Below are 12,831 nucleotides of genomic sequence, written 5' to 3'. Positions count from 1 at the left end.
TCTGGCACGGGAAGCCCGCCGCATGAACGAGATGAGCCATCCGGTTGCGCAGCTCGGCGCCGCCGTCGCCGCCGGGCTGATCGGCCATGAAGAACTGGTGGAGCGGCTGCTGATCGCCCTTCTCGCCGGCGGGCACGTGCTGATCGAAGGGCCACCGGGCATTGCCAAGACGCGCGCGGTCAAGCGGCTCGCCGCTCACCTTCCCGGCAGCCATGCGCGGATCCAGTGCACGCCGGACCTGCTGCCCTCGGACCTCACGGGGACGCAGGTGTTCCGCCCCGAGAGCGGCGGCTTCGACTTCATCCCCGGTCCCCTGTTCCACGCGCTGGTGCTGGTCGATGAGATCAATCGCGCCCCGCCCAAGGTTCAGTCGGCGCTGCTCGAGGCCATGGCGGAAGGTCAAGTGACGAGCGCCGGCGTCAGTCGGCCTCTGCCGGACCCTTTCATGGTCGTCGCCACGCAGAACCCGATCGAGCATGAGGGAACCTTCCCCCTTCCCGAAGCGCAGATGGACCGGTTCCTGCTCCATCTCTCGCTTGGCCTTCCGCAGGCCGAACAGGAGCGCGCCATCCTCGATCTCGTCTCTGCCGAGCGGATCGAAGTGGCCGCCTCTGTCGTCCTCCCGTTATCGGCCGACGCCCTCCGCGCTGCGAAGGATGAAGTGGCGCGGGTGCATCTGGCGCCCGCGTTGAAGGACTTCATCGTCCGGCTCGTCATGGCGTCCCGGCCCGGCGGCGCTGTGGCTCAATGGGTCGAGCACCCCGTCTCGCCGCGGGGCACGCTGGCGCTGGCCGTGGCCGCGCAGGCGCGTGCCTGGCTCCGGGCACGCGATTATGTACTGCCGGAAGACGTCATCGCCCTCGCGCCCGACGCGCTGGCACATCGGCTGATACCGAGCTGGTCGGCGATTGGTGAGGGACGCAGCGGGCGCTCGCTCGTCCGCGATATCCTGCGCCTGGTCGAGCCATGGTGAGCCCCGCTCTGGAGGCGCCGGGCATTCGGCTGGAGGCCCGCGAGTTGCTGGCGCTGCGCGAGGTTGGTCCACGCAACGGGCGAACCCAACCGGCGTCACGTCGGCCGGGTGCCGCTCCCACGCGGGCGCCGGGCGCGGGAATGGATTTGCGGGAGATCCGCGCCTTTGCCGAGGGCGATGACGCCCGCCGTATCGACCCTTCGGCCACGGCCCGTACCGGCGTTCCGCATATCCGCACCTTTCATGAGGATCGGGACGACACGCTGTTGCTGATCGTCGATTTCCGGTCGCCGATGCTGTGGGGCACCGGGGCATCGCTGCGCTCGGTGCGCGCGGCGCGGCTGGCGGCGCGGCGAGGATGGCAGGCCGTGCTGCGAGGGGCTTCGCTGGCCGCGATCAGTATCAACGCGGAGGGCGTGGCGGCCGTCCCGCTGGCCGGTGGCGTCCCGCAGATGGTCCGCATCAGCCACATGCTCGCGAGCTGCCACGATCAGGCGCTTGGAGGTGGCGGCGGGGCGCCGTCGCTGGAGGAGGCGCTCGTGCGTGCCGCGCGCCTCTCGCCACCCGATGGTGAGGTACTGATCGCCACGGGGCCGGAGGGCCTCGCGCCGGAAGACGAGCCGGCATTGGCCCGGCTCGCCCGCCGCCGTCAGGTCCGGGTGTTGTTGCCGCTGGACAGGATCGAGGCTGCGCCACCCGAATATGCGCTGCCGATACGGACCGGAGCGCTCGCTTGTCGCGCGCGGCTGCAGCCGTTCGCCCGCGCGGCGCTGGGGCAGCGCCTCCGTGGACTAAATGTCAGCCTGGAGGTCGTCGATCATGACGCAGGCTGAGCTCATCGCGGCCTTGCCGGAAGGCCGCCTGCCGCCGTCGCTGATGCAGGTGAATGCCGCCGACCTGCTGCTGCTTTTCGGTGCCGGGCTGCTCGTCGCCGCGTTGCTGTCGCTGCTGGCATCACCGTTCGTCGCACGCCGTCCCTCGCGGCGCGCGCTTCTGCGCGCCACCCGGGGGATGCCGCCGCAGGAGCGGGTGCTGGCGATCGGCCGTCTTCTCGGCCATCTGCCGGAGGAACTGCGCGCCATGGCCTATGGCGGTGCGCCGCCGCTCTCGCCGGAAGCCATCGAGCGCATCGCCCTCAAGGCGAGGCGGGCACGGCGATGATGCCTGTCGTCAGTCTCGCCTTTCCCTGGGCGCTGCTGCTGCTTCCGCTCCCCTTGCTTGCGCGCCTGCTTCCAACGGCGCGGGCGCCGGAGGAAACCGCGCTGCACGTCGCGCCCGGCGCGTTTGCCGCGGCGCTGCCGGCGCGTGCGGGCGGGGACCGGGCCGGGCACGCGGTTCTCATTGCGGCGTGGATGTCGCTGGTCGTCGCACTCGCCGGCCCGCAGATCGCGGCAACGCGCGAGCTGGTCACCGCGTCGGGACGCGAGATCCTGCTGGCCCTCGACCTCTCCGGCAGCATGCTGAAGGAGGACTTCGTTCTCGACGGCAAGCCGCTCTCGCGGCTGGAGGCGGTGAAGCGCGTCGCCGCCCGCTTCGTCGTGGCGAGGCAGGGTGATCGGATCGGGCTCGTGATCTTCGGCGACCGGGCCTATGTCGCGCAGCCGCCGACCTTCGATGTCGCGTCCGTGGCCCGGGCCATCGAGGTCGCCCAGATCGGCATTTCCGGCCGCTCCACCGCCATAGCGGACGGGCTGGGGCTGGCAACGCGGCGGATCATGGGGAGCGACGCCACCACAAAGGTCGTGGTTCTACTCTCGGACGGGGTGGATACGTCCGGCAAGGTTCAGGCGACGGACGTCGCGCGCCTTTCGGCCAGCCATGGGGTGAGGGTCCACACCATTGCGCTTGGCCCCGAGGATATCGAGGACCAGCCCACCGCGCGCGATGCGGTGGACGCCGTTGCCTTGCGGGAGATCGCCGCGGTCGGGGGTGGCACCAGTTTCCGGGTGCGCAGCCTGGCGGATCTCGAAGCCATGGCGGCGACGCTGGATCAGCTTGAGCCGAACCCGATGAAGCGCCCGCCGCTGCGCTACTGGCGTCCGCTCTGGATGTGGCCCGGGGGCGCGGCGCTGGCGCTGGTGGTGCTGCTCGCCGCGTGGAGGCGTCGATGAGCGAGCTCGTCCTGTTGCGTCCCTGGTGGCTGCTTGCCGTACCGCTGCTTGTCGCCCTTGCGCTGTGGCAGTGGCGGCGCGGCACCACCGCCGGCGGCTGGGAACGAGTGATGCCACCAGGGATGTTGGAGGCCATGCGCGTGCTGGGGCACATAAGGGGAGGGGGCCGGCGGCAGGGCCTCGCCCTGCTCGCACCGGCGGCACTGCTCTGCCTTGGCCTGTGCGGTCCCGCCGTGCCGCGTGCGGATGCGCCCGTGCTTGCGGGCAGCGGAGCGGTTCTCATCGCCCTCGACATGTCGCCATCTGTCGCCGAAGGCCCGGCCCTTGCCGACGCGCAGGCGGCTGCCGCCAGTATTTTGACGGCAGCCGCCGGTCGGCCGGTCGGGATGCTGCTCTATTCCGGCGAGGCCTATGAGGTGGCCGCGCCCACGGCCGACCCCGCGACACTGGAGAGTCAGATCGCCGTGCTCGCCCGCGACACGATGCCGGACGGTGGCAGCCGCCCCGCCAGTGCGCTGGCGCTGGCGCGGCACATGCTGCGGGCAAGCCCGGACGCCGATCTCGTGCTGATTTCCGACGGGGGCGGTGTCGACGGTGCCGCCCAGGCGGAGGCGGAACGCCTGGCCGGCGACGGCGTACGGCTTTCCGTTCTCACCTTGACCGGAGGCGCCGGCGGCTCCGCCGATGCGGCGGCTCTTGAAGCGCTGGGAAGCCTCGCCGCTCCTGCCCGCGCCCCCGACGCCGTTCTGCGCCGCCTCTCGCAGCGGGGCACTCTGGAGCGGGATCCGGCACTCTCAACCTTGGCCTTTCGCGATCTCGGCCCCTATCTCGCGGCGCTGGCGGGGCTGCCGCTGCTTGGCCTGTTCCGGAGGCGCGCATGAAGCCGGCCATGCGCCAGCGTCTCGCTTTCGTGGCGGTCGTTGGCCTCGCCTGCGTGCTTGTGGCCGGCCCGGCCGCCTGGGGGCGCCTTCTGCTGCGCGGCGGCGCACCCGGCGTGGCCGCGCGCATGCTGGACGACCCGGCGGCACGAGGGCTCGCCCTGTACCGGGCGGGCGACTACGCCGTAGCGGATGCCGCTTTTGCCGAGGCGGGACGCAGCCAGACCTTCAATCGCGCGCTGACGCTGGCCGCCACGGGACGACATGCGCTCTCGGTCGCCTATTTCGACGCCGTCCTCTTCGCCAACCCGTCGGATGACGAGGCGCGCCGGGCTCGCGATCTGGTCGACGCGATGGTGTCGAAGACCACGGGCGAATCCGCCGTGCCGGGCCGGCTGCCGGGCGCCGGCGGTCTCGTCCCCGGCGCGCCGACGGACGGGCCGGTCATAGCCGGCACGCCCGATCCCACTTGGAAGAAGCCGATCGAGGCCCGTGGCTTCGCGGCCTCGGATGCGTGGCTCGAGACTCTGGCCGACGACCCCGGCGAATTCCTGCGGCTGCGTCTGCGCAAGGAATATGAGCGGCGGGCCGGGCTCGGCCTACTGCGGCCCGAGGAGGGCGAGAGATGGTGAGGTGGGCCAGCCTGTTCCTGCTTCTGATCGCCGGTAACGCCTATGGGGACGGCCTGCGTCTTCTGCTGCCGGAGGGTGCGCGCCCGGTCGTCGGCGAGATGATCCCGGTGACGCTGAGGGGCGAATACACCAGCCGGATTGCGCTGGAGACGCTGACCTTTCCCGGTTCGGATGATTACGACTGGATGCAGCTCGCCCGTGACCGGTGGCGCGACGAGGAAATCGGAGGGCGCACCGTCCGGGTGTTTGAGCGGCAGCTCGCTGTGTTCCCTCGGCATAGCGGAACGCTGGAGATTGGCCCGGTGACGCATCGTCTCACCGTGGTCGATGAGAAGAACCTGCGCGCGCCCCTCGACGTGACAGCGCCGCCCGTCAGCCTCGCCGTCGCGCCCTACCCCGGCGAGGGCACGCCGCTTTCCGCCCAAAGCCTCACGGTCGAGGACACTTTGTCGGCCGCGCCGGGCGCGCTGCGCGACGGCGAGACCTTGGTCCGTCGTGTCACGCTGAAAGCGGATGGCGCCCTGCCGCATAGGCTGCCGCCGCGCCCTGTCCTTCGCGAGCCGTGGCTGATCAGCTTCGCCGCACCGGAGCAGCGCGAAATGCTGCCGACGCTCGCGGGCCCGGTGACGACGCTGGTCTGGGAATGGCATCTGCGCCCCAAGACCGGCGAGCCCGGTGTGCTGCCACCCGTCACCATCGCGTGGTTCGACACGGTGAGCCGGGAGATGCGAACAGCGGAAATACCCGCGCTTCCCTTCGGCTATGCCAGCTTCCACGACAACCGGAGCGGTACCGCGCGGCTGCCCACATCGGCTGCCGCATTTGGTGCGATGACGCTAGTCTTCGGGATACTGACCGGGCTTGGCCTCTGCGTCTGCGGGCTGGCACCGCGGCGAAGGGCGGATATTCGGCGCGCGCTCCAACGCCTGTCTCCCTTCGATCCGACACTGCGACGGATCAAACGTGCGGCCCACACCGGTGACCTCTTCGCCCTTCGCCGCGCCGCCGAAGTCTATCTCCGCCGCCGCCGTGACCTCGGCCTGCCGGTGAGCGGGTGCGAGACAGCCGCGTTGGACGCCGCGCTTTATGGACGAAATGCCGGGGAAGGAGGCTATGACCGGTGCGCCGGCGTAAGCGCCCTTTTCCGTCAGCGCGTCGACCGTGGCGCCTAAAGGCCGCAGAGGCCGGTTATCAAGAACACGCGATACCCAAGGCGGCGAGGCGCGGCCGTCCGTGGCGGCGCCGAGCCTCCTCAGGAGGGGAAGAACCGATTTGTCGGACGCGGCAGGCCGAGATGCTCGCGCAGCGTGGTGCCGGCGTAGTCGCGCCGGAAGATGCCCCGTCGCTGGAGCTCCGGCACCAGCTTGTCCACCACGTCGTCAAGCCCAGCTGGCAGGAAGGGGAACATGATGTTGAACCCGTCACAGCCATCGCTTTCCAGCCATTCCTGCATGGCGTCGGCGACCGAGGCGGGTGTGCCGACGAAGGCCAGCCCCGCATACCCACCGAGGCGTTGGGCGAGCTGGCGGACGGTGAGGTTCTCCTGTCGGGCGAGATCAATGGCGCGCTCGCGGGCGCTTCGGCTGGCATTGGTCTCCGGTATGTCCGGCAGTGGTGCATCCGGGTCGAAACCCGAGGCGTCATGGCCGAGGGCGATGGAGAGTGCCGCGATCGCGCTGTCATAATGCACCAGGCTGTCGAGCTGTGCCCGCTTGTCCCGCGCTTCCTCCACCGTGTTGCCAAGCACCACGAAGGCCCCCGGTAGGATCTTCAGGTGCTCGCGCGGGCGGCCCAACCGGTCGAGCCGCTGCTTCACGTCGGCATAGAAGGCGCGGCCCGTGGCAAGATCCCGTGTCGCCGAGAAGATCACTTCCGCGGTTTCGGCCGCGAACTGGCGCCCCGCCTCCGACGCACCGGCCTGGACAATGACCGGCCAGCCCTGCACGGGACGAGCGATGTTGAGCGGTCCACGGACGGAGAAATAGGGGCCCTTGTGATCGAGGGCGTGCATCCGCTCGGGATCGAAATAGAGCCCGGAATCCACGTCGCGGGCGAAGGCATCGTCGGCGAAGCTGTCCCACAGCCCGGTGACCACGTCGTAGAACTCGCGGGCGCGCACATAGCGCTCGTCGTGTTCCATATGCGTCTCGAGGCCGAAATTCAGCGCCGCATCGGGATTGGACGTGGTGACGATGTTCCAGCCGGCCCGTCCGCCGCTGAGATGGTCGAGCGAAGCGAAGCGCCTTGCCACGTGATAGGGCGCCTCGAAAGTGGTCGAGACGGTGGCGACCAGGCCGATGCGTTCCGTGGCCGCCGCGAGATTGGACAGCAGGGTGGACGGCTCGAAGGAGGTGACGGTATGGCTGCGCTTGAGCGCTTCTAACGGCATGTTGAGCACCGCCAGATGGTCGGCCATGAAGAAGGCATCGAACTTCGCCTCCTCGAGCCGCCGCGCGAAATATCGCAGATGGGCAAGGTTGAAGTTGGAGTCCGGGAAGGCGCCCGGATAGCGCCACGCGCCGGTGTGAAGGCTGGTGGGACGCATGAAAGCGCCGAGATGAAGTTGTCGCGAAGCCATGAGGATTGCCCGTCCGGGAAGGTGACGGTGGCCGTCTACGGGGTGCCGCCTTCGGTCTCGTCGACCAGCCGGTAGCGGAAATCGCAATGGCTGGCGCCGCCCATGATGGTCTGGGTTCGCTCGAGCTGGATGCGCGGGTCGTAGCCCTGGCAGAACACGCTGTCGCGATTGCACGACAGGAGATGGCCGATGTGTCCGAGCCCCATCTCTTCATAGGCTTCCGCGTAGCGGCAGCGGTGGACGTTGTAGTCGAACTGCTGGTCGGTCGCGACGAGCACCTCGATGGTCAGTGCGTCGTCCTTGGTCCAGAGCGCCTGCAGATCGCGGAAGGTCGACAGGCTGGTTCCACCGGGCGTTCGCTCGGCAAAGCCCTTTGCGGCGGCGATGGCGGCGGCCCGGATCGTACGCTCGAGAATGGCCTGGGCCTTCTCCTCGCCGATCTCCTCGCGCATCTGCTCATAGAGGGGAGCGATGATCGCGGCCTCGATGCGCCGCCGCTCCAATATGCCGATCTCACCCTTTGTCGGATCGGACGTGGCGACGCCGGTCGTCTCTTCGCTCATGGTCTCAACCGATCATGGGGCCATCCGGCGCGGCCCCGCCTTGCGCTGACCCTCTGTACGTCATCGGCCGGTTTGACACGATACGGGTCTAAAACATATATAGTAGATAGATTATTAGATTTTAAGGCCAGGGTCCGCGCATATGACGTCGACGGCTATCAGGTTCGGCGTATGGGCACCGGTGCACGGGCCGCGCGCGGCCCTCAATGATCCCGACGAGCCTTTCGATGCCTCGTGGGAGCACAATCAGGCGGTGATCCTCGAAGCCGAGCAACTCGGCTTTCATTCCACGCTGATCGCCCAGCACACCGTCAATCCTCACCTCCCGGATCACGACCAGCTGGAGACGTGGACCGCGGCGGCCGCCCTGGCGGCGCTGACCCGCCGGATCGAGATCATCGCGGCCGTGAAGCCGTTCATCTTCCACCCGGTCTTTCTCGCCAAGATGGCGTTGCAGATCGAGAACATCAGCAAGGGCCGGTTCGGCATCAATCTGATCAACGCCTGGAACCGCATTGAATTCGAGAAGGCCGGCATTCCGTTCGGCGAACACGATGCCCGCTACGAGTATGGCCGGGAATGGATATCGGTCGTCTCCCGGCTGATTGCCGGCGAGAGCGTGACCCATCGCGGCCAGCATTTCTCCATCACCGACTACAAGCTGACGCCGCGCGATCTGCATCGCGCCCGACCCTTGATCTATATCGGCGGCGAATCCGAGCCCGCCCGGTCACTGGCCGCCGACCATGGCGATGTGTGGTTCATCAATGGGCAGCCGCTTGCCGACGTCACGGCACTCATCGCGGATCTGCGCCGCCGTCCGCGCCAGGGTGCGCCGTTGCGTTTCGGGCTCTCCGCCTTTGTCATCGCCCGCGCGACCGAGAGCGAGGCGCACGATGCCTATGCGCGGCTGGTCGATCTCGCCGCGCAGGATGCCGATGTCCACGCCCTGCAGCGCCGGAATGCCGATCCGAAGACGGTCATGTTCCAGACCATGGCGAAGTCCGTGCGCGTCGGCACCAATGGCGGCACGGCGGCCGGCTTGGTCGGCTCCTACGATCAGGTGAGCGAACGCATCCTCGCCTTCCACAAGGCCGGCATCGAACTCTTCATGCTGCAGTTCCAGCCCCTGCGCGCCGAAATGCGGCGTTTCGCGGCGGAGGTCGTGCCGCGCGTGCGCGCGGCCGGCCAGGTTGCCGCGTCGCCCGCCCTCTCCACCGTCTGAACCCGCCGCCCGACGAGAAAGAGCACGGCATGAGCCTAACAACCCAATTCGCTGCCGCCGAGGGCCGGACCTATTCGTCCGCTCCCTCCCGGGGGCCCCGGCTGGGGCAGAACGGCCTCATCGCCATTTCATGGCTGGTGCCCGTGCTGCTGCTCATCATCTGGGAGGCGCTCGCGCGCCTCGGATGGATCGAGCCCCATCTTCTGCCGGCGCCCAGCAAGGTTGCTCTCACCGCGTACAAGCTGACGGTGTCGGGGACGCTGCTGCACGATCTGTCGGTCAGCCTGCTGCGCGCCGCGATCGGCTTCGCCATTGGGGGCGGGATCGGCTTCGCGCTCGGTACGCTGGTCGGCTTCTCGCGTCTTGCCGAGGCCTTCATCGACCGCAGCGTGCAGATGGTGCGGGCGATCCCCTTCCTGGCGGTGCTGCCGCTGGTCATCGTCTGGCTCGGCGTCGGCGAGGGTCAGAAGATCTTTCTGGTCGCCCTCGGCGTTGCCTTTCCCATCTATGTCAACACCACGCTGGGCATAAGGCAGGTCGATCCCAAGCTGGTCGAACTCGGCCGCGTGCAGGGGCTCTCCAATTGGGAGCTGATCTCCCGCATCATCCTGCCCGGTGCGTTGCCCTCGATCCTCACCGGGGTGCGCTTCTCGCTGGCCACCGCCTGGCTTGCTCTGGTCGTCGCTGAAACGATCGGGGCGCAGGCCGGACTGGGCTTCCTCGCGCTCGACGCCCGCGAGTTCCTGCGCACCGACGTTATCGTGCTGACCGTCATCATCTACGCGCTGATCGGCGTCGGCGCCGATAGCCTCGCCCGACTGCTCGAACGGCGCTTGCTCAAATGGCATCCCAACTATGGAGCCGGGCGATGACCGTGCAGTCGCGCCTATCGGCATTCCAGAAGAACGCGGTGGTGGTGTCGAACCTGCGCCGCGCCTATGGCGACAGAACCGTTATCGACCGCCTCAACCTGGTGATCGGCGAGGGCGAGTTCGTCGTGCTGCTCGGCGAGAGCGGCTGTGGCAAGACCACCTTGCTGCGGGCCTTGGCGGGGCTCGATCCGGTGCAGGGCGGAACCATCGAAGTTCCCGGTCGCCCCGCTGTCGTCTTTCAGGAGCACAGGCTGCTGCCGTGGGAGACGCTGTGGCGCAACGTCACTCTCGGCCTGCACAGCTCCGACAACCGGGCCCGTGCCGCCGCGGCGCTGGGAGAGGTCGGGCTGGGAGACAGGCTCGACGACTGGCCCCGTAATCTCTCGGGCGGCCAGGCGCAGCGCGTGGCGCTGGCCCGCGCGCTGGTGCAGGAGCCCAAGCTGCTGCTGCTCGACGAGCCCTTCGCGGCCCTTGATGCCCTTACCCGGCTGCGCATGCACGGCCTGGTCAAGGATCTCGTCGCCCGCCACCAGCCCGGCGTGCTTCTGGTCACCCATGACGTCGATGAGGCGATCCGCCTCGGCGATCGCATCCTGGTCATGCGCGACGGCGTCATCGCTGCCGAACACAGACCCACGCCCGAGCACGACGCCGCCGTGCGCGCCGAACTCCTGCGCGAACTCGGTGTCGTCGTCGCCGGCAACGTCCCCTCATCTGATTGATTGCAAAGGAACTCTCTCATGTCGAACGACATTCTCACACCCTCGCGGCGCACCTTCCTGGCGGCCTCGCTGGCCGGTGCCGCAGCTGTGGGCCTGACCGGGACGGGCCCGGCACTCTCGGCGAGCGGGCGTACCACCGATACGCTGCGCCTGACCTGGGGCTATTTTGGCCTGAGTTATCTCGCCAAGGAGCATGGGGCGCTGGAGAAGCGGTTGGCCGACCAGGGCATCAAGGTGGAGTGGGTCGGACCTTTCCCGAACCACGCGCCGACCCTGCAAGCCGTGACCGGCGGAACCGCCGATTACGCCTTCGGCGGCAGCACCACGCCGGCCTTGGCGGCGATCCTCGCCGGCTCGCCGCTCGTCTTCACCCAGTTCTTCATCTATGAGCCGCGCACGACCGCGATCATCGCCAAGAAGAGCTCGGGTATCTCGAAGGTCGAGGATCTCATTGGCAAGTCCGTGGCGGTGAACCGCTCGGGGCTGGGTGAATTCCTCGTGGTTGCCGCGCTTGAGAAACACAATATCGACCGCTCCAAGGTCAACTTCGTCTATCTGAATCCGCCCGATGCGGCCCCGGCCCTGGCAGCGGGCAAGGTTGACGCCTGGTCGATGTGGAGCCCCGGCGTCGACATCGCCCGCATTGAATATGACGCCCAGGACATCTTCCTGGAGGAGCGCGACCTGCCGTTCCAGATCGACTTCAACACCTACATTACGCGCCGCAAGTTCGCCGAGGAGAACCCCGACCTCGTGCGCGCCTTCAACGCGGCCATTGTCGCGGAAGCGCAGTGGGCGAACGCCAACAATGTCGAGGCCGAGACCATCGCCTTCAAGGGTCTCAAATATCCCGAGGCGGTGCGCGACCACTTCATATCGCTCAACCGCAAATACACGCCCTACTCGGTCACCGACGAAGGATTCCTCGCCAAGTTTCAGACGGCCGCCGATTGGCTGAGCGAGCGCAAGGTGCTGCCGGAGAAGGTGAAGGTTACCGATTACGTGGCGGTGGTGTGAGGGCGCGATGAACAAGCCGGTCGACGCTCTTGCCTTGCTACCCCCGGCCGATGGCGAGGCGGAGCTTGCACGCCTTCAGCCCTTGTTCGACCAGATCGAGCAGGGCGCAGCCGAGCGCGAGCGTGAGCGCATCCTGCCCTTCGCCGAGGTGGCGCTTTTGCGCGAGGCCGGCTATGGCGCGCTGCGTCTGCCGCGTGCGGACCATGCCGGGCTGAGCTTGCGGCAACTGCTCAAGATCGTCATCCGGCTTGGCGCCGCCGACTCCAATGTGGCGCACATCTTCCGCAACCACTTCTCCGTCAACGAACTCTATGTGCGCCGCGCGCGCGATGCGCAGGGCCGCATCTGGCAGAACGCCGTCGCGGGCGGAGCCGTCTTCGGCCTCGGCAATATCGAACTGGGTGCGAAGACGGCGGGCGGCGTCCTGCCGTCGACGACCCTCACCCCGGAGGGTGAGGGGTTCCGACTTAACGGCACCAAATATTACACCACCGGCACGCTCTACGCTGACTATGTGCTCGTGCGCGCCGCGACGCCGGACGAACGCCTCGCCTCGGTCATCATCCCGGTGGGGCGCGACGGGATCGAGATTGTCGACGACTGGGACGGTATCGGCCAGCGTCTCACGGCGTCGGGCACCGGGCATTTCCGGCATGTGCGGGTCGAGCGCGCCGAGGCTGTCTTCGATGCCGATGGCGTGGGCTATGGTCACGCCTATTCCAACACCCTGGCGCAGCTCTATGTGACGGCCATCGTCGCCGGCATCGCGCGCGCCGTATTGACGGACGCGCGCCGTCTGTTGCTGGGGCGCAGGCGCACCTTCTACTATGCCAACGCCGAACGGCCGGCGGACGATCCGCTGCTGCTCGGCGTGCTCGGCGAGCTGGCCACCGATGCCTTCGCTGCCGAAGCTGCCGTTCTGGCGGCGGCCGAGGCGCTTGATGCCGTCGCTGCGGCCCGTGACAGCGGGCGCGATGATCCCGAACTCGCTCACGATGCGGCCCTCGCGGCAGCAAAAGCCAAGCTGATCGCCGATGAGCTCGCCATCCGCGGCGGTGGGCGCATCTTCGATCTCGCAGGCGCCAGTTCCGCCAGCCGCGCTAATAATCTCGATCGCCATTGGCGCAACGCGAGGACGCTGGCAACGCACAATCCCGGTGTGACCAAAGCGGCCGCCATCGGCGCCTTCGAAGCGAACGGGACAAGGCTGCCGGCGAAGGGGTTCTTCTAACGCCGCGAGGACGGCCCCGCGTGGTCTGG

Annotated in this window: 14 protein-coding genes; 12 read left to right on the top strand and 2 right to left on the bottom strand. The window is 68.3% G+C overall.

Annotation, left to right across the window (positions count from 1 at the left end; genetic code table 11):
- The first annotated feature begins 22 nt into the window (after positions 1–22).
- From AncyloWKF20_RS10850 to AncyloWKF20_RS10820, 7 genes are all read left to right on the top strand, one after another.
- A complete protein-coding gene (locus AncyloWKF20_RS10850) occupies positions 23–973 on the top strand; it encodes a MoxR family ATPase (RefSeq protein WP_279314086.1) in 951 nt (316 codons plus the stop codon).
- A gap of 140 nt (positions 974–1,113) precedes the next feature.
- Positions 1,114–1,806: a DUF58 domain-containing protein gene (locus tag AncyloWKF20_RS10845; protein ID WP_279314085.1), complete on the top strand. Its 693-nt coding sequence runs from the start codon at positions 1,114–1,116 to the stop codon at positions 1,804–1,806.
- Positions 1,793–2,134 carry a hypothetical protein gene (locus AncyloWKF20_RS10840; RefSeq protein ID WP_279314084.1) on the top strand — a complete coding sequence of 114 codons (342 nt, stop codon included), beginning with the start codon at positions 1,793–1,795 and terminating at the stop codon, positions 2,132–2,134. The genes AncyloWKF20_RS10845 and AncyloWKF20_RS10840 overlap by 14 nt, the downstream gene beginning before the upstream one ends.
- A complete protein-coding gene (locus AncyloWKF20_RS10835; RefSeq protein WP_279317942.1) occupies positions 2,134–3,084 on the top strand; it encodes a VWA domain-containing protein in 951 nt (316 codons plus the stop codon). The genes AncyloWKF20_RS10840 and AncyloWKF20_RS10835 overlap by 1 nt, the downstream gene beginning before the upstream one ends.
- Complete coding sequence (locus tag AncyloWKF20_RS10830) at positions 3,081–3,965, top strand: VWA domain-containing protein (RefSeq protein WP_279314083.1); 885 nt, start codon at positions 3,081–3,083, stop codon at positions 3,963–3,965. The genes AncyloWKF20_RS10835 and AncyloWKF20_RS10830 overlap by 4 nt, the downstream gene beginning before the upstream one ends.
- Entirely contained in the window at positions 3,962–4,594 is a 633-nt protein-coding gene (locus tag AncyloWKF20_RS10825; RefSeq protein ID WP_279314082.1) for a hypothetical protein, read from the top strand. Before AncyloWKF20_RS10830 ends, AncyloWKF20_RS10825 begins: the two co-directional genes overlap by 4 nt.
- A complete protein-coding gene (locus tag AncyloWKF20_RS10820) occupies positions 4,588–5,766 on the top strand; it encodes a hypothetical protein (protein WP_279314081.1) in 1,179 nt (392 codons plus the stop codon). Before AncyloWKF20_RS10825 ends, AncyloWKF20_RS10820 begins: the two co-directional genes overlap by 7 nt.
- A gap of 80 nt (positions 5,767–5,846) precedes the next feature.
- Here the strand turns inward: AncyloWKF20_RS10820 and AncyloWKF20_RS10815 are convergent, their stop codons facing one another.
- Both AncyloWKF20_RS10815 and AncyloWKF20_RS10810 read right to left on the bottom strand, forming a co-directional pair.
- The gene (locus tag AncyloWKF20_RS10815) at positions 5,847–7,172 is read right to left on the bottom strand and encodes an LLM class flavin-dependent oxidoreductase (RefSeq protein WP_279314080.1); all 1,326 of its coding nucleotides are present in this window, start codon (positions 7,170–7,172) and stop codon (positions 5,847–5,849) included.
- A 35-nt stretch (positions 7,173–7,207) separates the two neighbouring features.
- Positions 7,208–7,735: an L-2-amino-thiazoline-4-carboxylic acid hydrolase gene (locus AncyloWKF20_RS10810; RefSeq protein WP_279314079.1), complete on the bottom strand. Its 528-nt coding sequence runs from the start codon at positions 7,733–7,735 to the stop codon at positions 7,208–7,210.
- 142 nt (positions 7,736–7,877) lie between these two features.
- On the opposite strand from AncyloWKF20_RS10810, the gene AncyloWKF20_RS10805 reads away from it, so the two are divergent.
- From AncyloWKF20_RS10805 to AncyloWKF20_RS10785, 5 genes are read left to right on the top strand one after another with little or no spacing between them, the layout of a single operon-like run.
- Positions 7,878–8,960, top strand: a complete 1,083-nt coding sequence (locus tag AncyloWKF20_RS10805; protein ID WP_279314078.1) for an LLM class flavin-dependent oxidoreductase — start codon at positions 7,878–7,880, stop codon at positions 8,958–8,960.
- Between the two features lie 29 nt (positions 8,961–8,989).
- Positions 8,990–9,832 carry an ABC transporter permease subunit gene (locus AncyloWKF20_RS10800; protein ID WP_279314077.1) on the top strand — a complete coding sequence of 281 codons (843 nt, stop codon included), beginning with the start codon at positions 8,990–8,992 and terminating at the stop codon, positions 9,830–9,832.
- Positions 9,829–10,554 (top strand): ABC transporter ATP-binding protein, encoded by a 726-nt coding sequence (locus AncyloWKF20_RS10795; protein WP_279314075.1) that lies wholly within the window; start codon positions 9,829–9,831, stop codon positions 10,552–10,554. The genes AncyloWKF20_RS10800 and AncyloWKF20_RS10795 overlap by 4 nt, the downstream gene beginning before the upstream one ends.
- An 18-nt stretch (positions 10,555–10,572) precedes the next feature.
- Entirely contained in the window at positions 10,573–11,571 is a 999-nt protein-coding gene (locus tag AncyloWKF20_RS10790) for an NrtA/SsuA/CpmA family ABC transporter substrate-binding protein (protein ID WP_279314074.1), read from the top strand.
- A gap of 7 nt (positions 11,572–11,578) precedes the next feature.
- Positions 11,579–12,802, top strand: coding sequence for an acyl-CoA dehydrogenase family protein (locus tag AncyloWKF20_RS10785; protein ID WP_279314073.1), 1,224 nt, complete (start codon positions 11,579–11,581; stop codon positions 12,800–12,802).
- Positions 12,803–12,831: the final 29 nt, after the last annotated feature.

The sequence above is a fragment of the Ancylobacter sp. WKF20 genome (assembly GCF_029760895.1).
GTDB lineage: Bacteria > Pseudomonadota > Alphaproteobacteria > Rhizobiales > Xanthobacteraceae > Ancylobacter.
This window is presented reverse-complemented; position numbering and strand designations above follow the sequence as displayed.

Coding starts and splice junctions, on each gene's coding strand:
- AncyloWKF20_RS10850 (WP_279314086.1), top strand. CDS start 23: ATGAACGAGATGAGCCATCCGGTTGCGCAGCTCGGCGCCGCCGTCGCC.
- AncyloWKF20_RS10845 (WP_279314085.1), top strand. CDS start 1,114: ATGGATTTGCGGGAGATCCGCGCCTTTGCCGAGGGCGATGACGCCCGC.
- AncyloWKF20_RS10840 (WP_279314084.1), top strand. CDS start 1,793: ATGACGCAGGCTGAGCTCATCGCGGCCTTGCCGGAAGGCCGCCTGCCG.
- AncyloWKF20_RS10835 (WP_279317942.1), top strand. CDS start 2,134: ATGCCTGTCGTCAGTCTCGCCTTTCCCTGGGCGCTGCTGCTGCTTCCG.
- AncyloWKF20_RS10830 (WP_279314083.1), top strand. CDS start 3,081: ATGAGCGAGCTCGTCCTGTTGCGTCCCTGGTGGCTGCTTGCCGTACCG.
- AncyloWKF20_RS10825 (WP_279314082.1), top strand. CDS start 3,962: ATGAAGCCGGCCATGCGCCAGCGTCTCGCTTTCGTGGCGGTCGTTGGC.
- AncyloWKF20_RS10820 (WP_279314081.1), top strand. CDS start 4,588: ATGGTGAGGTGGGCCAGCCTGTTCCTGCTTCTGATCGCCGGTAACGCC.
- AncyloWKF20_RS10815 (WP_279314080.1), bottom strand. CDS start 7,172: ATGGCTTCGCGACAACTTCATCTCGGCGCTTTCATGCGTCCCACCAGC.
- AncyloWKF20_RS10810 (WP_279314079.1), bottom strand. CDS start 7,735: ATGAGCGAAGAGACGACCGGCGTCGCCACGTCCGATCCGACAAAGGGT.
- AncyloWKF20_RS10805 (WP_279314078.1), top strand. CDS start 7,878: ATGACGTCGACGGCTATCAGGTTCGGCGTATGGGCACCGGTGCACGGG.
- AncyloWKF20_RS10800 (WP_279314077.1), top strand. CDS start 8,990: ATGAGCCTAACAACCCAATTCGCTGCCGCCGAGGGCCGGACCTATTCG.
- AncyloWKF20_RS10795 (WP_279314075.1), top strand. CDS start 9,829: ATGACCGTGCAGTCGCGCCTATCGGCATTCCAGAAGAACGCGGTGGTG.
- AncyloWKF20_RS10790 (WP_279314074.1), top strand. CDS start 10,573: ATGTCGAACGACATTCTCACACCCTCGCGGCGCACCTTCCTGGCGGCC.
- AncyloWKF20_RS10785 (WP_279314073.1), top strand. CDS start 11,579: ATGAACAAGCCGGTCGACGCTCTTGCCTTGCTACCCCCGGCCGATGGC.